The 26,416-nt window shown below is 42.6% G+C and carries 19 protein-coding genes and 2 pseudogenes; 6 read left to right on the top strand and 15 right to left on the bottom strand.

The annotated features are described in order from the left end of the window. Nucleotides 1-417 precede the first annotated feature (417 nt). The 4 genes and pseudogenes from IM507_RS22310 to smpB all read right to left on the bottom strand — a co-directional run bounded on the left by IM507_RS22310 (nucleotide 418) and on the right by smpB (nucleotide 4,464). Nucleotides 418-1,023 carry a Uma2 family endonuclease gene (locus tag IM507_RS22310; protein WP_123229997.1) on the bottom strand — a complete coding sequence of 202 codons (606 nt, stop codon included), beginning with the start codon at nucleotides 1,021-1,023 and terminating at the stop codon, nucleotides 418-420. A gap of 675 nt (nucleotides 1,024-1,698) precedes the next feature. Beyond that, a pseudogene (locus IM507_RS22305) lies at nucleotides 1,699-2,947 on the bottom strand (ISNCY family transposase). Nucleotides 2,948-3,332: 385 nt separating this feature from the next. Then, nucleotides 3,333-3,881, bottom strand: coding sequence for a DUF2808 domain-containing protein (locus IM507_RS22300; RefSeq protein ID WP_002754207.1), 549 nt, complete (start codon nucleotides 3,879-3,881; stop codon nucleotides 3,333-3,335). A 118-nt stretch (nucleotides 3,882-3,999) separates the two neighbouring features. Continuing rightward, on the bottom strand, nucleotides 4,000-4,464 hold the full coding sequence (gene smpB, locus IM507_RS22295; RefSeq protein ID WP_002732921.1) for an SsrA-binding protein SmpB: 465 nt from the start codon (nucleotides 4,462-4,464) through the stop codon (nucleotides 4,000-4,002). A 216-nt stretch (nucleotides 4,465-4,680) separates the two neighbouring features. Here smpB and psb29 point away from each other — a divergent pair, with 216 nt between their 5' ends. Both psb29 and cofH read left to right on the top strand, forming a co-directional pair. Beyond that, nucleotides 4,681-5,367 (top strand): photosystem II biogenesis protein Psp29, encoded by a 687-nt coding sequence (gene psb29, locus IM507_RS22290; protein WP_002732851.1) that lies wholly within the window; start codon nucleotides 4,681-4,683, stop codon nucleotides 5,365-5,367. 137 nt (nucleotides 5,368-5,504) lie between these two features. Next, a complete protein-coding gene (cofH, locus tag IM507_RS22285) occupies nucleotides 5,505-6,641 on the top strand; it encodes a 7,8-didemethyl-8-hydroxy-5-deazariboflavin synthase subunit CofH (protein ID WP_287637768.1) in 1,137 nt (378 codons plus the stop codon). Between the two features lie 113 nt (nucleotides 6,642-6,754). On the opposite strand, the gene IM507_RS22280 is transcribed toward cofH, so the two are convergent. The 6 genes and pseudogenes from IM507_RS22280 to psaA all read right to left on the bottom strand — a co-directional run bounded on the left by IM507_RS22280 (nucleotide 6,755) and on the right by psaA (nucleotide 17,586). Further along, entirely contained in the window at nucleotides 6,755-9,070 is a 2,316-nt protein-coding gene (locus IM507_RS22280) for a dynamin family protein (protein WP_002733186.1), read from the bottom strand. 12 nt (nucleotides 9,071-9,082) lie between these two features. Next, nucleotides 9,083-9,874, bottom strand: coding sequence for a hypothetical protein (locus IM507_RS22275; protein ID WP_002733763.1), 792 nt, complete (start codon nucleotides 9,872-9,874; stop codon nucleotides 9,083-9,085). Further along, complete coding sequence (locus IM507_RS22270) at nucleotides 9,874-12,303, bottom strand: dynamin family protein (protein WP_123229999.1); 2,430 nt, start codon at nucleotides 12,301-12,303, stop codon at nucleotides 9,874-9,876. Before IM507_RS22270 ends, IM507_RS22275 begins: the two co-directional genes overlap by 1 nt. Nucleotides 12,304-12,399: 96 nt before the next feature. After that, nucleotides 12,400-12,888, bottom strand: a pseudogene (locus tag IM507_RS22265) (DUF29 domain-containing protein); the annotation flags it as partial. A gap of 56 nt (nucleotides 12,889-12,944) precedes the next feature. Next, nucleotides 12,945-15,158, bottom strand: coding sequence for a photosystem I core protein PsaB (gene psaB / locus IM507_RS22260; protein ID WP_002732591.1), 2,214 nt, complete (start codon nucleotides 15,156-15,158; stop codon nucleotides 12,945-12,947). A gap of 178 nt (nucleotides 15,159-15,336) precedes the next feature. Continuing rightward, the gene (psaA, locus tag IM507_RS22255; protein ID WP_002734764.1) at nucleotides 15,337-17,586 is read right to left on the bottom strand and encodes a photosystem I core protein PsaA; all 2,250 of its coding nucleotides are present in this window, start codon (nucleotides 17,584-17,586) and stop codon (nucleotides 15,337-15,339) included. Nucleotides 17,587-18,053: 467 nt separating this feature from the next. On the opposite strand from psaA, the gene IM507_RS22250 reads away from it, so the two are divergent. Together IM507_RS22250 and IM507_RS22245 are read left to right on the top strand one after the other, a co-directional pair. Then, complete coding sequence (locus IM507_RS22250) at nucleotides 18,054-19,532, top strand: hypothetical protein (RefSeq protein WP_042790309.1); 1,479 nt, start codon at nucleotides 18,054-18,056, stop codon at nucleotides 19,530-19,532. A 460-nt stretch (nucleotides 19,533-19,992) separates the two neighbouring features. After that, entirely contained in the window at nucleotides 19,993-20,559 is a 567-nt protein-coding gene (locus tag IM507_RS22245; protein ID WP_002733715.1) for a hypothetical protein, read from the top strand. Between the two features lie 519 nt (nucleotides 20,560-21,078). On the opposite strand, the gene IM507_RS22240 is transcribed toward IM507_RS22245, so the two are convergent. The 5 genes from IM507_RS22240 to IM507_RS22220 form a co-directional block, all read right to left on the bottom strand. Then, a complete protein-coding gene (locus tag IM507_RS22240) occupies nucleotides 21,079-22,437 on the bottom strand; it encodes a hypothetical protein (RefSeq protein WP_002733101.1) in 1,359 nt (452 codons plus the stop codon). A gap of 272 nt (nucleotides 22,438-22,709) precedes the next feature. Beyond that, a complete protein-coding gene (locus tag IM507_RS22235; protein ID WP_287637767.1) occupies nucleotides 22,710-23,294 on the bottom strand; it encodes a YqiA/YcfP family alpha/beta fold hydrolase in 585 nt (194 codons plus the stop codon). 224 nt (nucleotides 23,295-23,518) lie between these two features. After that, nucleotides 23,519-23,824, bottom strand: coding sequence for a DUF2973 domain-containing protein (locus tag IM507_RS22230; RefSeq protein ID WP_002732775.1), 306 nt, complete (start codon nucleotides 23,822-23,824; stop codon nucleotides 23,519-23,521). A 99-nt stretch (nucleotides 23,825-23,923) separates the two neighbouring features. Continuing rightward, nucleotides 23,924-24,331: a DUF2605 domain-containing protein gene (locus IM507_RS22225; protein WP_002777118.1), complete on the bottom strand. Its 408-nt coding sequence runs from the start codon at nucleotides 24,329-24,331 to the stop codon at nucleotides 23,924-23,926. Between the two features lie 15 nt (nucleotides 24,332-24,346). Further along, a complete protein-coding gene (locus tag IM507_RS22220) occupies nucleotides 24,347-24,973 on the bottom strand; it encodes a TenA family protein (RefSeq protein WP_287637766.1) in 627 nt (208 codons plus the stop codon). 119 nt (nucleotides 24,974-25,092) lie between these two features. Between IM507_RS22220 and IM507_RS22215 the strand changes: the two genes are divergently transcribed. Continuing rightward, the gene (locus IM507_RS22215) at nucleotides 25,093-25,299 is read left to right on the top strand and encodes a hypothetical protein (protein WP_002732891.1); all 207 of its coding nucleotides are present in this window, start codon (nucleotides 25,093-25,095) and stop codon (nucleotides 25,297-25,299) included. Nucleotides 25,300-25,340: 41 nt separating this feature from the next. Continuing rightward, a complete protein-coding gene (locus IM507_RS22210) occupies nucleotides 25,341-26,240 on the top strand; it encodes an amino acid ABC transporter substrate-binding protein (protein WP_069475684.1) in 900 nt (299 codons plus the stop codon). Nucleotides 26,241-26,416 lie beyond the last annotated feature (176 nt).

Genomic DNA, 26,416 nt, shown 5'->3' with positions numbered 1-26,416 from the left:
ACTCGACCGACCCAACTGCAACAAAAAGCGTTAGATTTATTGGGAGTTTCCCTGATTTGTACCCAGTAACGGGGCGGCGGAAATTCTCTTAATCCCTCCTACAGCATAGGTTATGGCCTTTTGTCAACGGGGAAGTCCAGAAATAGAATAAAATTCAATAATTTTCTTCCTATTCATCTCCATACTGTTCAGGAGGTTTGCCGTAGTAATCCAGTAGTACAGGCTCTTGACTTTCTTCATTTAGAGGGGCTACATTTTCCCAGACCATCTCAAATTTCCATTCTTCGATTAAATCATAAATAAAAGTTAACTGACTTCTCGATGATAAGGATAAATCTCCTAATTTCCAACTATCAGTGTAAGGAGTAATTTCGGTAAAAGGATGGTAAATTTCTGTCGTGCAACGGGAGTGTCAAATCAACGAGGCATAACATCGTTGAGAGAGAGTTGAAGATCGGGAAAAATAGGAGAGGAAATCAGTTCTCCCAAACGGTATTGTTGTTGCCGATAAACTTCATCAAGTAGTTGGCAGACGGTAAAAGTGGGTTGTTTGGGTTTGCCGATAAAAGCAATTCCTCCTAATCCGCGATAATCGACGATCCAATATTCAGGAATTCCAAAAAGCGCGTATTCTTCCACCTTACGAGCGTAATCGGTCTCCCAATTGCTACTGACCACCTCGACAACTAATTGAATCGATCGGGGTAGGGTAATTACAGGTTCTTTGTCCCAGATGGGTTCTAGGGCGAGAACGGTCTCATCGAGAACGACAACATCGGGACGACGAGCCGTGGCCGCATCGGTAAAAGGACGGATCAGACAGGTTCGGGGAATGAACCAAGATTTTCGCGCTTTAATTAAAGCCATACCAATGTGGGTCGCTATTTTACCGCTAACCGTTTCATGCGGCCCGGTCGGTTCCATATCGATTAATTCTCCATCGGCTAATTCATAGCGAAATTCATTGCCATATTTTTGTAAAAAATCCTCGAATATCAGAGGTTTTTGGGATAGGTAAGTCATCTGCACTCCCGATGGCAAAGCCCCTCAAAATAACGATTTGTAATTAGTTGAATTATATACCAATTTTCAATCGTCGTGACTAACATCTAACCCACATTCCGCACCCTAAGTGTCACAACGTCTCAAAAGAGGAAGGGGCGTGAGCCAAAATACTTATCTAGAGGAGTTAGGGACTTGCGTGGGAATAATATCCCAGCCAGAAAATCGCTCTGTAGAAGAATCAGACCAGCTAGATGGCACAGGATCAAAGCGCAAGTCCCTTAGCTGCGGGGGCTCTGGAAGGCTCTCTCCCTACTTAGGGTGATCAGCAAACCTGATCGATCCGGAGGGCGCAAGCCTTGCGCCCCTACAGCAGCAATTCTCATTTTGAAAAAAATTCAGATAAAATTCTCTTATTTAAATAGAGAACTTGTGTAGAAGCATTATTTTTTGACAGATAATTATCATCCAACGCTGGAGATAGAAAGGTTTTAAGAACTTTGTCCATGAAAAATCGATTTCAACTCATAAATCTGGATGAAATTCTAACAAAATTTTTAGTTTTTTTTATAAACAACTTTCTTTTTCTCCTTCAAGAGTTCTGACATTTTCAACTAGAATTTACTTTTTTAAATGGGACATATTCGGTTAGAATAAATGAGAAAAATTCCGACCAATTCTTAAACCAAATAAATTTTAATAGGGTACGAATATCATTAAAGAAAGAAGTCCGAGTTACTAATAGCTCACGAATCTTTTGATAGGTGTAATTAACTAAATCCAAAACGGTATGAAATAAAAAAGCTAGTAAATTCAAAGACAATAAGAACTCGCACAAATGATTCTGACCATGACCAAAGTTATGCTCTAAATTATAACCGTGATTTTTAAGAACGTTATTGCCTTCATTTTCAACTTTCCATCTACTGCGTCCAGCTTTGACAATTTCTTCGACATTATTTTCCGTGATTTTATGATTAGTTATCCAATTATTTTGGTAAATAGTTTTCTGGGTTTTCTCATTAATAACAGTCACTTCACACCAATTAACTTCGAGACTTGAGTCGCCTTCTCTTAAGGGAACTCTAGAAGCATAACGATAACGATAAATTAGATTTTTTCGCCCATCCCATTGTTTCTTTTCAACGATCCTAACTTCGCCACTTTTTTCTAAAAATTCTAGCCATTCATATAAAGTTTTATGCGACGTTTCTAAACAAACAAAAATAAAACTATAACCTTGTTTTACCGCTAATTCACAAATAGGTTCGTGAGAATATAAGTCGTCTCCTAAAAGAGTTACAGGATAACCATACTTATTTTTATGATTCTTATTTAACCATCTTTTAACGGCCGCATTTTCACAGTCTTGTTTTTGATTTCCATCTTGTTTTTTAATGAATTCTGGCTCTAAATTAATTACTTGTTTTTGCTTAGGAGAAACCACCATAGGCGTGACACAGCCATGAAAATAAGTTGTAGTTCCATTTCGATGATTACGACAGTTACAATGAGGGCAATTAATTTTCTTGGATGAGAAATATTCTGTGCCATCTAACGCCACTAAAATTTCTCCATCTAAGTAGAGAAACTTTTCCAAAACTCCCTTTTCCTTTAACCATTGATAGACTTTTTGAAAAGTCCTAGAGACATTAGAGGCTGGCACTGGATCTAACAGATTTCTTATTTGATTATCCCCAGGAATTTTTTCAATTGAAAATAAACTTTCAGCATTATCTTTTCCCTTATTACTTTTCATTAAACGTTGATGGTTTAAAAAAGACGGCGACTGAGTAAAAAAGACTGAAAATGCAGCCATCACGGCATCTTCTACCTCATATTTTCTATTATTTCCAGGTTTTCTCTCCTCGGGTAAATCATCTAATTCTTGACGTAAAAATTGCATTAACTCCGAAACTTCTAGGGTTGCCGCTTTTTGAGCCATCTTGGAATAATTTGACGTGCTGGTGGATTTCTATCTCACCCATTTTACCTTAGCTGACAATAATTATAAATTTTTATTTCCCTTGAATTCCCTATTCTAAAAACAGAACTATCTTCCTGAATTAACCCCGTTCGTTCTCAGCCAACCCCTTTGATTGCTTGAGTATTTATACTTAATTTGTCCAACCAATTGTTTTTTTAGTGACCGCCTCTCCTCAAAAATAGTTACTTTGTACTATATTGCCCATGCCAAAATCGGGGTTAATGCTCTATTTATTTCAAAATGAGAATTGCTGCCCCTACAGTAACGGATTTTGTCCACAATGTAGGGGCGAACTGCGTTCGCCCAAAAGGTACATTATCAAAGCGCAAGTCCCATAAATAGTTTAAGGTTCAATACTGACAATCCAAGTACCGACGTAGAGACGGACGGGAATATTGCCAGAGGCAGTCACATCACAGGTAAAGTAATAAGTGCCTAATTCAGGATTTCTGACATTAGACATGACGATTTCAACTTTGCTGGTGGGATCGATCGCTTGTTCGGGGACAATTTGAATAACGCGACTATCCTTATCCCAAACCACTTCCTTTAAAGGTAAAGATTTGCCGTTGATGCGTACCTCGATTTTATTGGTGTCAAACTGGCCGTTAAAATAATCGGGATAGGAAATAAAAAAAGCTGAAGCCCCTTGGGAGAGTTTTTTCGCGGGAATATAGAGTTTATAACGATCCATTTGCTTGGGACGACCGCCAAATTGCAAAAAATAATCTAATATATCCTTGCGATCGACTCCACTAAAAATTGTTAGGCCGGGGTTGCCATTGGCTAAAGTTATTTTTGGTAAAATAATTCCCGCACCCACCCCTAAGGATAGAGCGATCAAAGCGGGTGTCCTAGCATATTTAATTACTTTTGTCAAGAGTTTTAACATAAATTTCAATCCAAGGTGAGGGGGATGGTGATGGCTGCAAGGAGCCGAATACAGTTCAACTCTAACAAAACTCGCTCGTTTCTTACCTAGACCTTTGCCAGTCCGATAAGTGTCTTGGTTAACGCTTCATCGCTCGTGCCATATCCCGTTGATCCTGACGACGTTTCAAATCTTCGCGTTTATCGTGTAATTTCTTGCCTCTACCGAGGCCAATGCTGATTTTTACCCAACTACCTTTAAAATACATCTTCAAAGGCACAAGAGTTAAGCCTTTCTGTTCCACTTGACCGATGAGTTTGCTGATTTCCTTTTTGTGCATCAACAATTTTCTCGTCCGGCGCGGATCGTGATTAAAATATTCGCTACTCTGTTCGTAGGGGGAAATATGAACATTAATTAACACCGCTTCACCATTGCGGACTAAAACGTAACCATCCCGCAGGTTTACCTTACCAGCGCGCACAGATTTAACCTCGGTCCCCAGCAACTGCACCCCCGCTTCAAAAGTCTCTAAAATCTCGTAGAGATGGCGTGCTTGCCGGTTATCAGTGATAATTTTGATTTTGTCGTCTTGATTGGCCATATAGTCAAGTGAAAAGTGAAAAGTAAAAAAGCGATTGGTAGAGGCAGTATCGGCTAATTATCTCGATTTTTCCATGTCCTTATCTTTATATCTTACTCGTTCTTTTGCTTTCTCTGGACTGACTGCTGGTGGCTCTTTGGTGATCACCGGCCTTGTCAGGGGGAACGAGAAGGGGGAAAATGAGAGCAGTGTTAAATTTTTATGAAGTTTGGTTCTGTGGACAAAATTCGTACTGTTTCCGATAGTAAGCGTGATTTTTATACTCGCCACACCCGCCCCATCAATTCGGTGTATCGGCGCGTGGTTGAGGAATTATTAGTCGAGATGCACCTGCTCTCTGTTAATGTAGATTTCCATTATGATCCAATTTATGCCCTTGGTGTGGTTACTTCTTTCGAGAAGTTCATGGAAGGCTATCGTCCGGGGGAAGATAAACCGAATATTTTTAATGCTTTGTGCCAAGCGGTTAACGGTAATCCCGAAGTCTATCGTCATGATGCCGAAAATATGATCGCTATTGCCAAAGAAACTAATATTGATTCCTTGCTTTCCCAACTGCAAAACCCTGCCCTAGGTGGTAACAATCAGTTGTCTGATAGTTTAGTTTCGGTGATCAACGCGGCTAAGTTTAAGTATAGTCGCCTGTTTGCCATCGGTCTTTATACTATTTTAGCCGAAGCACAACCAGACATAATCAAGGAAAAAGAAAAACGCGAACCAATTTTGCAAAAATTCTCAGAAATTCTGCATCTCTCCAGCGAAAAACTGCAAAAAGACCTCGATGTTTATCGCGGTAATCTCGATAAAATGGATCAGCTGCTCAAGGTTATCGAAGATGCTCTAGAAGCGGAAAAGAAAAAACGTCAACAAAAAGAACAGGAAAAACAAACCACCCTGCAATAAAGGCTCTCAACCGGAAATTACCGCGTGCAGACAAGGGAATAGGGAACAGAAAAAGGATTAAATCGGCTCTCTTTCTTTACTGTTCCTTCTGACCTCGTTCTACAATTAGGATCGGCAACCCTCAATATTTATTTCCCGTGACTAACTCCTCCATCACCGCACCCGTAACCGATATTTTGGCAAAAGCGCGGTCAGGGGCGAATTTATCGGCAAAAGAAGCGATTATCTTGCTAGAAACTACCGATAACCGTTTAATTGCCCAGATTCGGGAAACGGCCGACTTTTTGCGTCGTCAACAGGTGGGAGATACCGTCACCTACGTGATCAATCGCAACATTAATTTTAGTAACATTTGTGAGCAGCATTGCAGTTTTTGTGCATTCAGACGCGATGAAAATGAAGAAGGGGCCTTCTGGCTTAATTTAGAGGAAATTATCGCTAAAGCGGCGGATGCTGTCCATCGTGGGGCGACGGAAATTTGTATGCAGGGAGGATTAAACCCAAAAGCCAAGATTAAGGGCAATTCCTTAGACTATTACCTAGAAATTGTTAAAAACCTGAAACAAGCCTTTCCCAACCTGCATTTACACGCTTTTTCGCCCCAAGAAGTCCAATTTATCGCTAGAGAAGACGGTTTAAGTTACGAAAAAGTTATCGCTTCCCTGCAAGAAGCAGGAGTGAATTCTCTACCGGGGACGGCTGCCGAAGTGTTAGTGGATGAGGTAAGACGGGTAATTTGTCCAGAAAAAATCGATGCCGCCACTTGGTTAGAAATAGTCGGTATTGCTCATCGCTTGGGGTTACATACCACCAGTACCATGCTCTGCGGTCATATTGAAACCCCTAGTCAACAGGTGCAGCACCTTGAAAAAATTAGAAAACAGCAAGAAATCGCCCTAGAAAATAATTATCCGGCTAAAATCACCGAATTTATTTTATTGCCTTTTGTGGGACAATCGGCCCCCAAACCCCTGAGAAATCGAGTCGGACGGGATCAACCAATTTTAGCCGATACATTAAAATTAACAGCAGTGGCGCGGATTTATCTGGGCAATAGCATTAAAAATCATCAACCCAGTTGGGTAAAATTGGGCTTACAGGGGGCGACAGAAGCCTTAAACTGGGGTTGCAACGATCTCGGTGGTACTCTCATGGAAGAACATATTACCACTATGGCCGGGGCCTTGGGCGGTACCTGTTTGACCCTCGAGGAGTTAGAAACGGCGATTAAATCCCTCGATCGCCCCGCCCGTCAACGGGATACAATCTATTAGAGTCTATTTAACCCGAATCCTGGATTAGCTGAAAGCTTGATCCTGTCCCGGGTTAAAACTTTCCTTCTCCCGTCCGAGTCCTGAGAAAATTCCCCTAACCCGAACTGACGTTATTAAGAGGAACTATTTCTTTTCAAGGCAATTGCTAATTGTCTCAGTCGTTCACTAACTTCTAAATTAAATTCTTGAGATTTCAAATTAGCGGGTAATTCTGCTACAAGCTGAGGATTCTCCTTATACCATTCGTTTTGGGCGACACCTGCCCATGTTCCTTCTTTTTCTCGAAAAATATCCACTAATCCTCTTAATTCTTGAATACAGTAGGACTCAAATCCTGCAGCTTCAAAAATACCATGGCGTAGATATTCTTCAAAAGCGTTAATATCATTAGTTACTTCAAAGGTAACAACCTCTCTGGGTGGGGTTAATTGGTCAGCCAAATCGATCCAATTAACCCCAACTGTATCTACCGTCATTCCGATAACGTTTTTGGCAATTTCTGTTACACCTAGCACCTGTTGACGAAGATTAGGATTAAAGAGTAAATCAGAACCATACTTAACGTATTTTTTTAAGACTCTAAAAGCAGGTTCATCTCCTTGATAATAGTTATCAATCAGTTCCACATCAACCCCTAAGGATTTGACAATTTGGCTGCGGGTATCACTGTTAACAGGACCGCGAATTAATGCTTCAGCAACGGGACGAGCAAATCTTAAAAATAACACTGATAAGCTATTTTCTAAGCGAGTTAAAAACTCCTGTTCTGAATAACCAATTAATCGTTCTTTTACTTGAGAACTTCCCCATAATAAGGAGGACATATAATCGACTAATTTTAAAGCTTCATCTTTTAATTCTGCCGCTAATTGTCGAGCAAGGGCATCCAAAAATTTTCTAACATCCCCATACAAGTCATCCCGCCAAGCATAATTAGCTTTTGCCTTGTCGAAGTCTGGAAAAGAATTTGCATCAAAAATAATTTCTTTTTTTCTTAAAGTTTCTTGTCTTAATTTTGCCATTTCACTGGCTAACAGTTGCCCATAGCGTTCTTTAAACTTTTCGATACTACTAGAAGATTCGTTATTAACTTTTTCTAAGGGTTTGTTAATGGCAGATGTTTCATAAAAGTTTTGTAAATCAGCTTTTATCTGTTCCCATTTTCTATGCCACCATTCTGAAAAATCAATTCTTCTTCTTTCCTCTTCAAAGCGTTGTGCTTCTTCAGGATTTTCGGGAAATCTTTGACTGACAAAATGGTGAATATCCTCTGAGGTGCTGACAATTTTATCAATGGAAGCTTCACAGCGTTTCTTGAGAATTGCTACTCGCTCAGTATTAATATAATTAAAGATTTTTTGTTTAATTTCAGGGATTCCTGTAGCTTGAGTTCTTAACATTTCATCATCTATAATTCCAGTCAAAGTTTTTAATTTATCTTGAATATTGCTGGCTTTTCCGATTTCTAATTGAGTAGGTTCTTCCGCCAGATTATTTAAGATTAAATAAGCTCCTGCTGAACCAGAAACAATGCGATTAACCGGTAAATTAGCGCGTTTTGACCAATCCTGAGAGGCTTCTGTAATATGAGTTTTAAGGGCTTCTGGGCTACCAAGAGAGTCAATATGACTTAAAAAGACAAATAACTTATCAGCAATGGTGACATTCTTATCACCTTGTTCGGTAAATTTAATAATTTCTAATTCGGCTTCTCTAATACTGCGAAAACGCTGAATCACGATGACTGCATCACAGTCTGATAACATTTGTTGTGCTTCATCAACGTGCTTGGCTAACCCAGAATCTGAACCAGGAACATCATAAAAGACGATTCCTTCTGCTTGAGCGAGTTTATTAGTATAAAGTCGTGCTTCTAGGACCGCATGGGCGTATTTTTCATCAGCAACGTATTTTTTTAGTTGTTCTCGGATGTCTTCTAGTCGAGTAAAAGGAATAACTAAATTACCTTCTCGTCTGACTTGTTTTAGGGTGATTTCGTTTTCTCTAATGGTGTTTAAGTCTTCTTTTGCGCCAACGGTTTCTAATTCTTTGAGAAGATGAATAAATTGTTCTTCGCTGCGGGTTTGCACTTCTAATCTTTGTTCAGATTCGCTTTTAACGGAATAAATTTGCGTGGTGGTAAAGGTACATCTTCCTCCTTTGGCAGGAAGTAAATCACATTCTAACCATGCGTTAATAAAGGTACTTTTTCCCGCCTTTTCTAAGCCAACCACAGCAATACGAAATTCTCTTTTTCTCAGTCTTTCGAGTTGACGGTTAGCAGGTATTGCCTCTTGCAGGAGGATTTCTGTTAATTTAGAGGGAACTTCAGCTTGGGGAAGTTTGGCTAAGTCAACGGCAAAATGTTGGATATTTAAGACATCACTGAGACGGGTTTCATAGTAGGATGAGGCCGATTTCCAATCCATTAAATTAACTCCTTAAATACGGTTGAATTCTCTGAGAATAGAGACATTTTTGAGAAACCCTATCTGTATAACTTTTCCTGTTACATTAAGTGGAAGTTCTCGCTTCATTCCATACTGAGTTTCTTTACCAATGATATTACCTCCATTTTTGAGATTAATTCTAACGTAGAATTTTAATCGACTTTCAGGAGAGCGTCCTTCCTCCGGTATAGTCTCTACAGATATTTTTTTATACTCTGGCACACATAAAAATTCTGTAGCACAATCAATTAATCTTACAACATCATCTCTATTAAGATCATACCCTTCATGTAAATTATAAACTTCTGATGCAGGAACAGCTAGACATAAAGAAGCTGTCGGACTAATTTCATTTTTAGAACGAGTCCTTTGTAGATATTTAAAACAAGTAAATGCCCCTACCATTAAACAAGCTACTGTAATAATTAATTCCATTTGGCGTTCTTCCTTTGATTGATTTGATTTTGTTAGATCAACGTTATCTAAGATATCACTTATGCCAGTTGCAAGATTTGTTGAATTAAAGTCCCCGAATTTAAGCCTTTCTACATAAACGAGCTTTGTTACATCATTAAGAAATTCACCAGACAACCTTTTATCTTCATCTAAACAAGAGGATTGATTAATTCCAAAATAACGACATAGATCATCTCTCTGAGATTCTTCTCTTTCAAGAATAATACTTAAAACATGATAGAGTACACCTCCTTTTTTAGATTTTATTTTTGGATACACAATTGCAAAAACATCTTTACAAATACTCGAAAAATATTTATTATTCACTAATTCACCTCCTCTTTTTCAAAATTTTCTAATTCCGCAAGGCTTTGTTCTAAAAATTTAGCTCTTTCTTGGATAGGTTTCCATATAATTTGTGTTTCCTCGTAGTTAGTAGTTATTTCCTGTTGAGCTTTTTCTAGGCTGGCTAAATAGCTATTAAAAATGTCATGGGTTTTATGATCTACATTTTTTTTTAAATTATCAATCTGTTCTAATAGCCATTCAAACATTGAACATAACATTTCAGGTTCGCCCTGTTGCTGGAATTGATGAATCCAATTCTGTAAAAGAGTTTCAGTGCTTGGAATTTCTGCAATCATGCTTTCCTTTTTTTTCATCCATAGCCAGTGTTTAAAACTTCTGTAAGTACCAGAACTGATTTCAATATCAGACTCCAAATTAAAATCAAATTCCAGTTTTCTAGTAAATGTATTAAGTTCAGATTGTGGAAATTTTATAACAAAATTTGGTGCTTTTTCTTCAGCACCCTTTTCTATATGTTTAATATGAAATCTAAACAATTCAGATACAGATTCCTCTATTCTGTTAATCTCCTGAGCAGACACTCTCTTTAATATTTGCGATAATATGATAGTTAGATTAATTGATAAATTATTTAACTCTTTTTTAATTATTTGAAGACTTAATTTCTCTTTATCCCTTTTTGCTGTGATTAATAAACCATTTCTTGCATCTGAACCTGTATAGCCCAATTGAATCAGGATATCCAAGTTGTTTTTTAGCATATTAACCTGATTAACATTGGCCTTTTTAAAGTTGATATTGTCCAAATCAACTCTGCCATTATCTAAAGATTTAACTACTGCTTCTAAGACGTTTCTAATAACAGTCTTTAGTGCCTCTCTCCACTCAACTAAGGGAACTAATTTCTCTTGAATTTGGTCATAAGGGGGAGTAAATTGAAGTTCATTGATAGCCTCTCTTAAACTAGCTACTAAATTATCGGCTGTTTTGGTATCAATATCTAATTTTTCAAAAACGGCTAGGGGCTGTCTTAATTTGGCATCACTAGCTTGGAGAAAAGAATCAAGATTTTCTTTTGTTTGTGATAACAATTCAGATTCTTGCTGATAATTTTCTTCCGAACTGTTAAGAATTGCCGTAGTAGTTTGTACTGCCCATTGTGCAATACTATTTCCCGCCGCTACATTAAATTTTTCTATAGCTTGGGGAATAACTAATTTAGGAAAATGTTCTGCTATGTGCTTGCTTAGTTTCTTTTCAAATTCTTCTGCATAGGATTGTTTGAATAACTCTTTGGCAATTTGTTCTTGTTGAGAGATAGTCCATTGTTTAGCATCAAGACTTAAGTTTCCTCGCTTCATGATTTCTTTAATTAAAACTTGAAAGTTATCTATGGCTTGCTCATAGGGTTTTAATACTTTCTCAAGTCTAGTTTGATCATGCTCTGACCAATTTTCCTCTCTTTTAGGTAATTCCTCTAACAGATCCTGAAGCAATTTCTTATTATCCTGAATTTGTAAAGCCAATAAAGCTGGCCATGTACTCAGTTTTACAATTCTCAAATTTTCAATATCTTTTGTATATTCTCTTAAATTCTCGATCAGTTTTTCCTTAATGTTTTCAGTCGTTTCTTCAACAAACTCACTTTCACTTTCTTGCCAATCATCATCTGATCTGAATATATCAATCCGATTTAAAATAAATAGCATTCGTGCAGGAGAGCCGCCTAAATCTTTAACTTGATCAACAACTTCTGATAACAGATTATCAACTTTATAAGGATCTGTTTCTGCGCTGTTATATGTTACTAAACATAAAGCTTCACGACATTGTTTGATAATCCCAATATTTCCCTCATCTCCTACATAAGATAACCCGGGTAAATCTAATAATTTAACTCTAACCCCTTTAGGCAATTCTAAGAAACTTTCATCTTTAACCAGTCTAAAAGGATAATAAATAATAGATCGAGGATAAGCTAAATCAGGTTGTTTTTTTCTGGCTTTAATATAAGCCTTCATTAACTGTTTTAAGCGACTATAAATATCTTCGTCGCTAATCTTTTCCCATTTCCCGCATTCCCACAACGCCCCCGGTGTTTTTTCAATAATTAAAGTCTTTTCTTCGCTATACTCAATGGTAACTGTTCCTGCACTCATTTCTCGCTGTGCCATCGGCACAATATCAGCACCACAGAGGAAATTAACTAGGGTACTCTTCCCACTGCTCGTCGTGCCAGTCGTCGCTAAAATCAGGGTAGGATGGCGCAATTCATTGATTAAAACTTCTAAAGCTTTCTCTAGATTACTAGAAAGTTCGTGGATTTCACCATGATAGGATTCAGGCAAATGCTGAATAATCTCCGTTTTGAAGTCACCCCAATAACCCGCTAGAAGGTTAGCTTTATTTTCCACTGCTTGGAAAACTTCGTAAGATTTTTGACCCATAATACTCTATCGCTGACAGAATAAGCTGATTCAAGAATAAGCCACAACTTCATTATAACGATAATTTTCTTTCTTGCCTTTAATTCTCGTGTTCTGAACTGGTAAAAAATCAAAATCTATAATTTCTGCAAAGGTATAAGGACAAACTTGCGGAAACGTATCAACAGATAAACCAGTTTTTTTGATCACCGATCGCTTGGCTTTATCATAAATTATATCTAGCCTAGAAGCCCCATAATTGTAGAGGGTTTTTGACTGGAATAAAATTTCTAGTTCTAGACGAAAATTATCGATTTCATCGGCCCATCCCCGGCCACAATTACCTTTTTCAGTCAGCCAATACTGATAAATCAATAAATGTTTAACGGTTTGAATTAGATAGCTTTCCACTTGGTTTCTTTGTTCTCGCCCCAAATCTTCTATCTCCGTTAAAAGATGTTCCCAATCTAAATTTTTCATCTCCCCGCGTCGAATTTGTTCGGTGGTTCGCTCAATCCACAAAACAAAGTCCTGATCATAAAGCTGTTTTAATTCTTCCCACTGCATAGATTTTTGAGATTGAGCCGCGCTTTTATGATCAATCATAAACAAAAAACCCCCCACCAATGGGCGGGGGGTTTTTTAGTCACCTAATTCAAGGTTTAGCCGAACTTGCCAGCAGTGGAGGCGATCAAGAAGGCGGCGTAGGTGAAGATATAGCCAACGGTGAAGTGAGCTAAACCAACCAAACGAGCCTGAACGATCGAGAGAGCCACGGGTTTGTCTTTCCAACGAACGAGGTTCGCCAGAGGAGTGCGTTCGTGGGCCCAAACGATAGTTTCGATCAACTCTTGCCAGTAACCACGCCAAGAGATCAGGAACATGAAACCGGTTGCCCAAACGAGGTGTCCAAAGAGGAACATCCAGGCCCAGACAGAAAGGTTATTAACACCGTAGGGGTTGTAACCGTTGATTAACTGAGCCGAGTTAGCCCAGAGGTAATCGCGGAACCAGCCCATCAGGTAGGTGGAGTTTTCGTTAAACTGAGCCACGTTACCCGACCAGACACCGAGGTGTTTCCAGTGCCAGTAGAAGGTTAACCAACCCAAGGTGTTCAACATCCAGAACATGGCTAGGTAGAAGGAATCCCAAGCAGAGATGTCGCAAGTACCGCCACGGCCAGGACCGTCGCAAGGGAAGGAATACCCGAAGTCTTTTTTATCGGGCATTAATTTGGAACCACGAGCGTCTAAAGCACCTTTAACCAGGATTAGAACGGTGGTGTGTAAACCAAGAGCGATCGCATGGTGAACGAGGAAGTCGCCAGGACCGATGGTTAAGAAGAGGGAGTTAGTGCCGCTATTGATCGCGTCTAGCCAACCGGGTAACCAAACATCACCGTAGTTGGGATAGGCGGTGTAAGCGATACTATCGGGGTTAGACAACAGTACGTTCATGCCGTACAGGGTTTTACCCGAAGCTGCTTGCACGAATTGAGCGAACACAGGTTCGATCAGGATTTGTTTTTCGGGAGTACCGAAAGCGACGACCACATCGTTATGAACGTAGAGGCCGAGGGTGTGGAAACCTAAGAAAAGGGAAACCCAGCTTAGGTGAGAGATGATCGCTTCTTTATGCTCCAGCATCCGCGCCAGCACGTTATCTTTGTTCGCTTCGGGATCATAGTCACGCACGAAGAAGATAGCACCGTGAGCGAAAGCACCCACCGCTAGGAAACCAGCGATGTATTGGTGGTGCGTATAAAGAGCCGCTTGGGTAGTGTAGTCCTTAGCGATAAAGGCATAAGGGGGTAGCGCGTACATATGCTGCGCCACCAGAGAGGTGATCACGCCTAAAGAAGCGAGAGCCAAACCGAGTTGGAAGTGGAGAGAGTTGTTAACCGTGTCATAAAGATTTTTGTGACCGGCTCCTAACTTACCACTGGGTGGTCTGTGTGCATTGAGGATGTCCTTGATGCTGTGACCGATGCCCCAGTTGGTGCGGTACATATGACCAGCCACAATGAAGATCACAGCGATCGCCAAGTGGTGGTGAGCCATATCGGTTAACCAGAGGGACTCGGTTTGGGGATGGAAACCACCTAAGAAGGTGAGGATCGCAGTTCCCGCGCCTTGGGCAGTACCGAAAATGTGGTTAGCAGTATCGGGGTTTTCTGCATACACACTCCAGTCACCGGTGAAGAAGGGTAGTAAACCCGCCGGGTGGGGGGGAGTGGAGAGGAAGTTGTCCCAACCAACGTGCTGACCGCGGGATTCGGGGATAGCAACGTGAACGAGGTGTCCGGTCCAAGCCAGAGAGCTAACACCGAACAGAGCGGCGAGGTGGTGGTTCAGGCGAGATTCAGCGTTTTTGAACCAAGCGAGGCTAGGACGGAACTTAGGTTGTAAGTGTAACCAGCCAGCAAAGAGGAAAATCGCCGAGAGAATCAGCAGGAACACCGCACCTTGGTATAGGTCTTGGTTGGAGGTCATACCGATGGTGTAGAACCAGTGGTAAACCCCGGAATAGGCGATGTTAACAGGGTTAGAAGCGCCAGCTTGGGTGAAGGCATCTACAGCGCCTTTACCGAACTGGGGATCCCAAATCGCGTGGGCGATGGGACGGATGTTTAAGGGATCTTTGATCCACTGCTCGAAGTTACCTTGCCAAGCGACGTGGAATATAGTGCCGGAAGTCCACAGGAAAATGATTGCAATGTGGCCGAAGTGCGACGCGAAAATCTTTTGGTAGAGATTCTCTTCCGTCATGCCATCATGACTTTCAAAATCGTGGGCTGTGGCGATCCCGTACCAAATCCGACGGGTGGTCGGATCTTGGGCTAGATCTTGGCTAAATTTAGGGAATTTAGTTGCCATAGCTGTTTAGGAAATTCTCCTCTCTAAATAACTGAGGCTCTTACACGAGTGCTGGTTATTTCCTTTTTTAAATTCACCCACTGTAATAGGAAACGCTTACAGAGGTATCGGTCAATCGACGCCTGTTGAGCCTAGTCTTGCCAATCCCCGGGGGACTGGCAAGCCCTTATAGGCAAGTTTAGCCAATCGAGAGACTTCTGGCCAAGAAGAATGCCCAAGTGGTGACAATACCGCCTAAGAGGTAGTGAGCCACACCAACGGCACGACCTTGAATGATGCTCAGGGCGCGAGGTTGGATAGCGGGGGCAACTCTTAACTTGTTGTGCGCCCAGACGATCGACTCGATTAATTCTTGCCAGTAGCCGCGACCACTGAACAGGAACATCAAGCTAAACGCGAAGACGAAGTGACCGGCTAGGAACATGATTCCGTAGGCAGACAGAGCGGAGCCATAGGAATTAATGACTTGCGCTGCTTGCGCCCAGAGGAAATCGCGTAACCAACCGTTGATGGTGATGGCACTTTGGGCGAAGTTACCAAGGGTAACGTGGGTGACAGTGCCATCGGGGGCGACGGTTCCCCAGACATCGGACTGCATTTTCCAGCTAAAGTGGAAGATTACAACCGAGATGGAGTTGTACATCCAGAACAGGCCGAGGAAGACGTGATCCCAACCCGAAACTTGGCAGGTACCGCCGCGACCGGGACCATCGCAGGGGAAACGGAAACCGAGATTCGCTTTATCGGGAATCAGACGGGAACCACGAGCGTAGAGAACCCCTTTGAGGAGAATCAACACGGTGACATGGATGGTGAAGGCGTGGATGTGATGCACGAGGAAATCGGCAGTACCGAGAGTGATCGGCATCATGGCCACTTTGCCACCCACTGCTACCACGTCGCCACCGAAAGCATAACTAGCGGTAGTGAGAGCGTTAGGAGCGGTGTTGCCGGGGGCTAGGGTGTGGAGACTTTGTACCCATTGGGCAAAGATGGGTTGTAGTTGAATTCCCGTATCCGAGAACATATCTTGGGGACGACCAAAAGCCCGCATGGTGTCGTTGTGAATGTATAAACCGAAGCTATGGAAGCCGAGGAAAATACATACCCAGTTCAGGTGGGAGATAATTGCGTCGCGATGACGGATCACCCGATCGAGCAGGTTATCCACGTTTTTGGCCGGATCGTAGTCCCGTACCATGAAGATCGCTCCGTGCGCTCCCGCACCGACGATTAAGAAGCCACCGATCCAAGTGTGGTGAGTAAACAAGGATAGTTGGGTGGCGTAGTCAGTCGCCTGATAGGGATAGGGCGGCATGGCGTACATATGGTGGGCCACGATGATGGTTAGCGAACCTAAGAGAGCCAGGTTAATCGCTAACTGAGCGTGCCAAGAGGTGGTCAGGATTTCGTACAGTCCTTTGTGACCTTGACCGGTGAAGGGACCTTTGTGGTTTTCGAGGATTTCCTTCATGCTGTGACCGATACCCCAGTTGGTACGGTACATATGACCAGCAATGATGAATAATACAGCGATCGCCAAGTGATGGTGAGCGGTATCGGAAAGCCAGAGACCACCGGTCACGGGGTTCAAGCCACCTTTGAAGGTGAGGAAATCCGAGTAAGCACCCCAGTTAAGGGTAAAGAAGGGGGTCAAACCCTGGGCGAAACTGGGATATAAGTCCGCCATCTTGCTCGGTTCGAGAATGAACTCGTGGGGCAAGGGGATGTCTTGGGGAGCGACTCCCGCATCGAGGAGTTTGTTCACCGGTAAAGAAACGTGAATCTGATGACCAGCCCAACCTAGGGAACCTAAGCCGAGTAAACCCGCCAAGTGGTGGTTCATCATCGATTCCACGTTTTGGAACCATTCCAGTTTCGGTGCGCTTTTGTGGTAATGGAACCAACCGGCAAACAGCATCAGGCCCGCCATCACTAAACCACCGATAGCGGTGCAGTATAGCTGATAGCTGTTGGTGAACCCGGAGGCGCGCCAGAGGTAGAACAGACCAGAGGTGATCTGAATACCGTGGAAACCGCCGCCCACATCGCCGTTGAGGATGCCTTGACCGACGATCGGCCAGACCACTTGGGCGCTGGGTTTGATGGCCAGCGGGTTGGTTAACCAAGCTTCATAGTTAGAAAATTTCGCGCCGTGGAAGTACATTCCACTTAGCCAAACGAAGACAACGGCGAGATGTCCGAAGTGGGCGCTGAAGATTTTCCGAGAAATATCTTCTAGATCGCTGGTTTGACTATCAAAATCGTGGACGTTGGCGTGTAGGTTCCAAATCCAGGTAGTGGTTTTGGGTCCTTTGGCTAAAGTGCGATCAAAATGCCCCGGTTGACCCCACTTCTCAAAGGAAGTAGGTACTGGGTCTTTATCTACAATCACTTTAGCTACCGCCTCTTTGGGGGGGAGTGCCATGAGGATTCTCCTCTCTCGACAATAGACTTAGCGTTTTATTTGAGGATAGATTTTTTAACCTAAAAAAGGCAAGTTGAAATCTGACCCACCTTTTGTTAATGTCGCTTGACTTTCCTCTTGGGTGAGATTCCAGTCGAAAGCATCAATAGTAGATGATAAGTCTTTGTTCTCTCCTCTGTTCGTTGTGCTTAACAATAATTAAAATTCTCTCAATCCTTGATAGGAGAGACATTTTCTGCTATGGACGGTCTTAGTCAGGGTCAGACCGGTAATTTTTCTTTACAAAAGTTTATTAATTGTCGCCCCAGAAGCCGATTTCCCCTTTTTCTCCCTCACCAGACCATATAGAAAATTCAATAGATAGATTCTCAAAAAACAATCAAACAATTCTGTAAAATTGAGGCCATAACCTGATCTTCTCGCGCTTTTGCTGACACCAGAGCATTCAATGACTCTAGCAAAAATCAATGGTTTGTATAGATTTTGGCCTTGGCTCTAGGAGGAACGTGCTATCCCTACTACATAAATTAATCCCAGTCAAAACCCTTCGTATATGTCTTGTGATCGGTTTACTGACCATTCTGTTAACCGCCTGTGGCGATCGCTTGACGGCTACCAATCTCCCCACTTCCGAAACCTCTAATCTTCCCGTCGTCCAAGGCCGCATTTCTGAGGTTGCTCCCCCGGCCCTAATTCAGGAACTGCGCCCCAGTTTAGAGCGTTACGCTCCCCAAGTAACGATTCTCAGTCCTCTGGCCGAACAAGTTTTCGATGACACCCAGGTGATAGTTAAACTACAAGTGTCAGATCTGCCAATTTTCCAAGACGATACCCTGAAATTAGGACCCCACTTGAGTCTAATTGTCGATAATGAACCAGCAGCAGCTATTTACGACCTCAAGCAACCGATTATCCTAGAAAATCTTGCCCCAGGTACTCATACCCTGCGCGTCTTGGCCCTGCGTCCTTGGCAGGAAAGTTTTAAAAATGATGGGGCCTTCGCTGAAACAACCTTTCATATTCTGACAAAAACAGGCAAAAATGCCCCTGATTATAACTTACCCCTGTTGACCTACAGTAGTCCGCAAGGAATCTACGGTGCAGAACCGATCCTGCTCGATTTTTATCTGAGTAATGCTCCCCTACGTCTGTCCAATACTGCCAACGAAGATAATAATCTTCAAGATTGGCGCATTCGTGTCACTGTCAACGGTGACAGTTTTCTGCTTGATACTTGGGAACCGATTTATCTCAAGGGTTTTGCCAAGGGCAATAACTGGGTACAACTAGAATTCATCGATGGTCAGGGAAATAAAGTCGAAAACGAGTTTAATACCAGCGTGCGCGTGATTAGCTTTGATCCCTCTTACCAAGACGGCCTCAGTCAATTAGTCCGCGGCGATTTATCCCCTACAATTGCCCGTAGCATCGTTGATCCCAACTATCAAACTATTCCCACTCCAGAGGAAGAAACCCCTGTTATCGAACCAGAAACCTCTATAGTTGAGGAAGAAAACCCTGTAGTTGAGGAAACCCCTGTTATTGAGCCAGAAAGCCCAATCGTGGAAGAAAACCCTGTTATTGAGCCAGAAAGCCCTATAGTTGAGGAAACCCCTGTTATTGAGCCAGAAAGCCCAATCGTGGAAGAAAAACCAGTAGAGACAGAAACAATCGAAAAGGTGGAGGAAACCCCTGAAGCGATCGAATCTCCCCTAACCACCATACCAGAGACAAAGGAGATTAACGAACCGGCCTCTGGGATTCAGCCTCCGCTAGAAGTGGAACCTATTCCCGAACCCCAGAACAATAGCGAGCAAAAAATCACCATTTTTGATCGCGTTCAACAAACCTTAAACCGCTTCCAGTTGGCCTCTTCCCCAGCAGAAAAAGATATCGAACTACCCACCCTCGATCCTGAATTATTCAGCAATGTCGAGCGGTCTTAGAGCCTAGCTTAATCCAGTTTTCAGGGGAAGTGGGGGGGTGGGGGTTTTTCAGTGAGCAGTAAACAGTAATCAGTAATCAGTGAAAAGAAAGCTCCCAAGTTTGGTTATATTGGAGTTAAAGTGATAAGCTTATCTTATCGAAAAAACGGCATAAGCCTTATGTCCCTACCATTAACATCGTGCCGGCTGTAGGGGCGCAAGGTGGTCAGTGAGTTTATCGAACTGCTTGCGCCCATTATGTGACATGGTGAACATTTTTCACCTGATGTCCAGAAGACACCGAAGTTTTCACCCAACACTGTCTACTTAAAACTGCAATCTGATAACTGATAACTGAAACCTCCAACCGCTCGATCGAGAAATTATTAAACTAATATTTCGCAATATAGACAAAATTGGGAACTAGGTTATAATCTAAAACGTCTATAGACAATTTACTAACTTTTTGCTTGAGGTAATTGTGTTTAACAAAATTTCCCTTGTCGCTGGTTTTGCCGGTTTAGTTGCCCTAACTACCGTTGGTGCTGTACCCGTACAAGCAGGACCACAAAATAACGAAATCCTGATCAGTCAACTGCGCGGCCATAACACCTACAGAGGTGAGCCACAACTCAACCCCGGTGACTATGTACTAGGTCGCGTCCGGGGAACCGTGGGTGGCATTATGTCCATCCAATTGATCAGACCTGTAACAGTGGATGGCAAAGAAATTTTCAGTGGTGACTTTGCCGACGGAACCACCGCTCGTATTGTTGGGGATGCCACTGGTGGTGATGACGTGATTTTGCAAGTGGTAGATGGCAAATTAGTTTATGTGGGTAAAGCTCGTCCCTATTGGGTTTCCCGCTTGAAACTAAAATCAGAAATCGCCGTCAGTAGCACTCGCTCGCAACTTTTAAGAGAAATCAACGAAAAACAACCCGCTTGGGGACTTCCCGCTTTACCCCCGGAAACCAGAACCTTTACTGAAGTTGCTCCCCAACCTGCTCCCGAGCCTAGTGTATCTCCTATCCGCGGACTTTGGTAGTGGCAATATATCAGGAGAAAACCTCTTGTCTTGAGACTGAGAAGCGTGAAAACTTTCCTCTCAATCTAACAAATTTGGACTAAATATAGCGTTTCTGATTCACAAGAGGTACATTCCCGATCCTGAACAGCTTAATCAGCAAAGGTTTAAGTGTGCCGCCCAGATGCGAGAACCGCTATAAATCCCTCTTTTTCAGATAAAAGGGGGATTATTCTGGCTCTTCGGGACTTGGCATGGTTCGATATGGGGGCATAAATCGACTAAATCCTTATCTGGCAAGAGATTTAATTGATTAGTTCGTCCAGATCGCCAACAATTGACAAAAATTGCGGCAATGTCTGTCTCTATAAGGGTTTCATTCCTTATAGAGACAGACATTGCATAAGACAAACCGAAGAACCATTATTATTAGACATTTCCATAATATTAATGCTCTTCTGGAATTTTCAGAAATCCCTGACCGAATCCAGATAGGGAAATTTTTCGATATTCACAGACCAATTCGACTCGCGTTAAGTTTTAAGGCTTGGTTGTAGCGCGAACGTATAGGTCGATCAGGTTGTTCGGCTCGTCATAGGCGATGCGCTTGCCTGCCATCAGATCGCTACGCAACAGGGCGCGCATACGATTTGCAGTCGCGTCGTCAAGTTCCGTGCCGGGCCGCACTTCGTTCAAACGATTGCGCAATACTGCATTGTCGCTGCTCATTGTGATGCGCCAGCCTGGTTTGGCACCTATGGCTTCTGGGGCCAAATCCATTTTTTGATTCTTGTCTTGCATGAAAAACGTATGGATTGTCCGGTAGGCATTCCTGCCGATAATCGGAACATCGGGTTGGGTCTGTTCTCCAGTGTTGATTTTGGTCATTTCGTGGGCGATGGGAACCATTTGCTTGAAAGCATACTTTTTCTCCACTATTTGGTTGCCGAGTCGGCGCAGATTCGCCAACAGCTCGGAACTTGGCGCATGACCATTGGTTGCTGCCTCGCGTGTGAAACCAGCCCAAATGCCATCGGCTCCGTTTAACAAAGCTTCCATGATTGACGCATTTTCCATACCATTTCCCGCATGCATATGCACTAGCAATTTGATATTGGGCGGCATAAGTCCTTTGATCATGGCGGTCAATGTGGCGATCTGGAAAGGTAGCGCCGTTCCTTTTCCATCCTCGTAGAGAATGGCGGCGATGGGTTGAGTCGCTAGAAACTTCGTAACCCTTGCCACCCATTCCCAATCCTCGAAAAACGCATCTACACCATCCTGGTAGTTGATATACACGCGGGGAGCGCCTCCGTTATCACCGCGTATATTTTCATGAGTCCATTTAATGGTGGCGGCAAGTTCCCGTAGGTAATTGTCGCGGTCTTCTACGCGGACGTAGGCCTTAGTGATGTCAAGATCAAAGATAGCGTTAGGGATTTTATATTTTTTCAGCTTCTCCATGCTGATGTCTGCATTAAACACCTTTTGGTCAGCGGAAAACTTCCCGGGCGAGGCGAATCCAAAAGTACCTGTCAGGTCTTCTTTCCTTTCGTTGAGTAATTTGCAGAAGGCATCGTCAACTTGCTCAATCTCTGGCATCGACACATTGAAAGTTGCCAGTAAAATCTCCTTAAAGCCGAATTTTCTCGCCAGGCTTAAAAGGGCGAGTTTGTTTTCAAGAACATGGCCTATGGGGGAACCTACAGCAGGCTCGCGAATCGAAAGATCCAACACCATCGGGTCAAGGTTGCGGAGAGCCTGTTCTTTGCTTTCCATTGCTTTGAGTAAAGATGAAAGTTTAAGCCGTTCTTCAGGGGTTAAAACACTTACTTTGAGTAAAAATGAAATTTGAAGCCGTTCTTCAGGGGTTAAAACACTTTTGTCGCTGGGTTGCATTTGATTTTTTTTCTGTGGTAATAGTGATGTGGATTGAACGGTTGCGTTGACATCCTCACCGCCTTGATCGGACGGTGATTCCGGGCAGATCAAACAAACTTAATTGAACGATCTTCAGGTCTGTTGACGCTTCACTGGATGCCGCTACCTTAGCGGTAGTCTTACGCCTTCCTCCAGGTCCGTTTCAAGTCTCCTGAAAACATTTTAGCACAAAGCCGTCGTCAGCTGTCCTGCATTTAAATTAGGTATAAGATGTAGTAGTGCGGGCATCTTTAACTATCTAATGCGCTTAATTTCAGCCAAGGGCGATTCATGCAATAATGGCGACTATTTTCTAGGGGAATCACCTCATCGGCACGACCAGGAATAATCAGGGTAGGCAGCTGCCTGATCAACTTTTCTAGGGGATAATTGGCTAAATCCTCGATCAACTTGTAATCAATTGGCAGATAACGGCGATAACCGTAGTGATAAACCGATAAACTCCCAGATTTTTGCCAATTGGCTAGGGTTTCTGCTCCCAATTGTCCTAACCAAATCGGCCTGAAATTAAAAGCCGGAGCTAATAAAACGAGCCTTTGCACCTGAGAATAAGTTTCTGCCAGCCAAGCTGCCGTTAAACCGCCAAAACTGGAACCAATCAGAGTAACAGGAAGCTGAGATTGTTGAATCAACGGGCCGACTTGAACAATCTGACGAGTGAGAGTTAAGCTAGAAAAGTCATCACCGTTAAGATCGGGAATTTCCATTGCTAAACCCCTCTTTTGCCAACAATGTCTCAAAAATTGCGCTTTTGTTGATTGGGGGCTAGAAGCAAAACCGTGTAGATAAATATATCTGTTTTCAAGGACTGCCATTCTAGAACCAATTAGGGTCTGCTGAAAAAGTTTGCTGGTGGGGGCAGGGTGTGGGGTGTGGGGTGCAGGGTTTTACCGATTTTGAGGAGGTCAATTACCTAATTTTCGGGGAAAAAGCACCTGAATTTTCCCCCTGATCACTCTCTTGCCTAGCACTTTTGGATTTCAAAAAGGTCTCAAAGTCTTACCCAACAAGATTTTTAGATTTATTCAGCCAACCCCAATTAGATTTCTTCATCTTGCTCTTTGGTAGCACTGGGAGAAGAATTATAAATAGCATCTAACTGTTGACGAGCATCTTCGACAGTGAGAGAACGAATCACTAACAGAGGTTCATTAATCGGTTGTCCGGCCTCGTCCAAAAGTTCTGGATGGGAAGTCATGGGATAACCGTAGGGATTATAGGAATTAGCCGATTTAGCAGGACGTTTCTGGGAATCCATGCTGACAGTAATCAGACTCCGAATTAAATTATTAATGGTCAAAAAAGCGATAACTGTGAAGGCGAGGATATAGAGCAGATGTAACATTGGCCGAGTCTCCCATGAATTATGTGTGAATATTCCTAATTGCCAAAACTTTATGCTAAAAATTCGCTCAATTCTCTAGCTTACCAAAAAAGTTTCAGGTTAAGCGTCAGTTTGAGGAGATTGATATTCTCCCCAACCCTGTAATCGACGACGACGACTGCTGACCCCCCAACACTCTGCCACCAGCTGGTGCCAAGGCAACAACATCTTGGCCTCGATACCCACCTGACCACCTGTGGTTTTAAAGAGTAAATGAGCCGTGGCTACCTCCTGTTGGGCGTTTTTGACTCTTGCTAATAAATCGTTTTGTTCCTCGAGGCTGAGAAAGGATAATCTCTCGGATTCGAGGAGAAGACGGGAACGGGAAAACCAATAGGTGAAATCCTCTAGTAGAGGTTCCAAGATGGTTTTCAGGAGTTCGTTTTCGGCGGGTTGCGAAGGGAACATTATTTTTATAATGACGATTTTGCTTACCTTAATCTTAGCGTCATTTATATTTCTTAACATTGTGACGGAAAAATTTTAAGATTTGCCCCAGCTGCAGGCGGCACTAAAGAAATCCAGTTCACAACTAAGGGCATAACGATAGGATAAAGAGATATTTTCGGTCATCAGGGTGTATTTATCCGCCAATTCCTCTAACTGGCTTGCTAAAGCTTCAAATTCATCCCCACTATAACTATCAATCCAAGCTTGATAGGGATTCTCAGAAATTGGTTCTAAGGCTAATTGTTGACCCAGATAAGCATAAAGACGCATACAGGGACTCATCGCCACAGCAATCGCACCGATGTCACCCATCCAAGCGGTAGCGAGAAGAAAATCCGTATAGCGACGGGTGGCATTAGCGGGCTGAACCTTTCTCAGGTCAACTCCCCACTGTAAAGCATAATTTTCATGTAATTCTAACTCCTTTAATACCCCCGCCGCTAACCGATGAAAGCTAGTAAATCCCTGCCAATCGGGAGCTTTAGCGGCGGCGATACTGTAAGCACGGGCGAAAGATTCCAGAAAAAAAGCATCCTGACCGACATAAAAAGCGAAACAATCCCGTTTAAGCTCTCCTGTGGCGATACATCGCACAAAAGGGTGTTCTAGACAAGCTTGTACTAGATCTTGATGGCTGTGCCAAAGTTGCTGACTAAGCATGGGAAAATACTAATTAGGTGGACAAGGTTGGTTAACTAGAGTTCAGCATTCCTTAATCCAAACTGACGTTAAACCTGTTACAATAAAAAATATAACTGACTAAATTGGAATTAAAAACTATGCGACTTAAGCGATGGGAGTCCCCCCGCCGTCAGGGACGTAACGACAAAGGCAAGGGCGGTTCGGCCCGACAGCGACAACTGAAAAAACAATTTAAAATGTTGTCGAAAAAACTAAAAGGGGGAGAGAGTAACATCTCTCCTCTTTTTTTGTCCCCAGCAATCGCCGCTAAAAAATCTTCCTCTGGGAAACTCTCAGTCTCCTAAAACAGTCCCAGACTTGAGCCACTTTCAGATTAGGGAAAAAAATGAAGCGTACACTTGCCGTCATGACGATGACAGTAGCTTTAACCGTCACCAGTAACCATTCTAGCCTTGCGGGAGCAATCTTCGATCGCATTCAAAAAACTGGGGTAATTACTGCCGGCGCTCGTAAAGATGCTATTCCCTTTGGTTTTGTCAACTCCCAGGGCAAGTGGGTGGGTTACAGCCTTGATATGTTAGAGTTAATTCGCAAGGAAACCGAACGGAAGTTAGGAAAACCAATTAAGTTAAAAATTGTTGAGATTAATCCCCAAAATCGTTTTGAAAAGTTGAAAACAGGGGTTATCGATATCGAATGTGGCTCCACTACTTTTACTTGGAAAAGAGAAAATGAAGTGGATTTTTCCGTTAGTTACTTTGCCGGTGGTACTCAATTGCTCACCCGCAAAGGTAGTAATCTCGATGACATCGGTAGCCTGGCAGGCAGACGCATTGGAGTGATTGCCAATACTACTAATGAATCGGTAATTAAAACCCAACAACCCGCCGCTATTTTGGTCAAAGTTAAAAATCGTGGCGAGGGTTTACAAAAACTAGAAGCGGGAGAAATTGATGGTTTTGCCAGTGATGGCATTACCCTAGAAGGTTTAAGGAAAAGTGCTAAAAATCCTAATAATTTAGCCATAGTTCCCTCCTATCCCTACGCCTACGAATCCTATGCCTGTACTTTACCCGAAAATGATTCTAAATGGCGCGATACAGTGAATTACACCTTATTAAAATTCATGGAAGGGATCGTTAGCGACCAACAACAAGCGGTGACAATTTATGAACGTTGGTTTGGTGAAGATGGTGTTGTTCCCTATTCCAGAGAAACTATTAATGATTATTTTCAAGGCATTGTCAACACCTACGAATGGATTCCTTTAACTGTATTTCCCTAAAATTAAGACCTTTTCAGGGACAGATTGAAAAAGGCGGTAATGATTCGGTAGTAGTGGCGTAGCTCTGTTGCTTACCTGGTATGAATTGTGTAAAATATTTATTAATAAAAATAATTGGAACCCGATCAGTCTTTAAACCTCTAGCTTGATCATGACTTTTCTGATAAATATCTTTT

The organism is Microcystis sp. M20BS1 (assembly GCF_020245305.1).
Classification (GTDB): Bacteria; Cyanobacteriota; Cyanobacteriia; order Cyanobacteriales; family Microcystaceae; genus Microcystis; species Microcystis ichthyoblabe_A.
The sequence above is the reverse complement of the archived record's forward strand: the minus strand, read 5'-3'. Positions and strand labels throughout refer to the sequence as shown.

Coding starts and splice junctions, on each gene's coding strand:
- psaA (WP_002734764.1), bottom strand. CDS start 17,586: ATGGCACTCCCCCCCAAAGAGGCGGTAGCTAAAGTGATTGTAGATAAA.
- IM507_RS22280 (WP_002733186.1), bottom strand. CDS start 9,070: ATGGATTGGAAATCGGCCTCATCCTACTATGAAACCCGTCTCAGTGAT.
- IM507_RS22310 (WP_123229997.1), bottom strand. CDS start 1,023: ATGACTTACCTATCCCAAAAACCTCTGATATTCGAGGATTTTTTACAA.
- IM507_RS22215 (WP_002732891.1), top strand. CDS start 25,093: ATGCGACTTAAGCGATGGGAGTCCCCCCGCCGTCAGGGACGTAACGAC.
- IM507_RS22240 (WP_002733101.1), bottom strand. CDS start 22,437: ATGCAACCCAGCGACAAAAGTGTTTTAACCCCTGAAGAACGGCTTCAA.
- IM507_RS22225 (WP_002777118.1), bottom strand. CDS start 24,331: ATGTTAAGAAATATAAATGACGCTAAGATTAAGGTAAGCAAAATCGTC.
- psaB (WP_002732591.1), bottom strand. CDS start 15,158: ATGGCAACTAAATTCCCTAAATTTAGCCAAGATCTAGCCCAAGATCCG.
- IM507_RS22235 (WP_287637767.1), bottom strand. CDS start 23,294: ATGGCAGTCCTTGAAAACAGATATATTTATCTACACGGTTTTGCTTCT.
- IM507_RS22300 (WP_002754207.1), bottom strand. CDS start 3,881: ATGTTAAAACTCTTGACAAAAGTAATTAAATATGCTAGGACACCCGCT.
- IM507_RS22230 (WP_002732775.1), bottom strand. CDS start 23,824: ATGTTACATCTGCTCTATATCCTCGCCTTCACAGTTATCGCTTTTTTG.
- IM507_RS22250 (WP_042790309.1), top strand. CDS start 18,054: ATGGTTTGTATAGATTTTGGCCTTGGCTCTAGGAGGAACGTGCTATCC.
- IM507_RS22210 (WP_069475684.1), top strand. CDS start 25,341: ATGAAGCGTACACTTGCCGTCATGACGATGACAGTAGCTTTAACCGTC.
- IM507_RS22220 (WP_287637766.1), bottom strand. CDS start 24,973: ATGCTTAGTCAGCAACTTTGGCACAGCCATCAAGATCTAGTACAAGCT.
- smpB (WP_002732921.1), bottom strand. CDS start 4,464: ATGGCCAATCAAGACGACAAAATCAAAATTATCACTGATAACCGGCAA.
- IM507_RS22270 (WP_123229999.1), bottom strand. CDS start 12,303: ATGGGTCAAAAATCTTACGAAGTTTTCCAAGCAGTGGAAAATAAAGCT.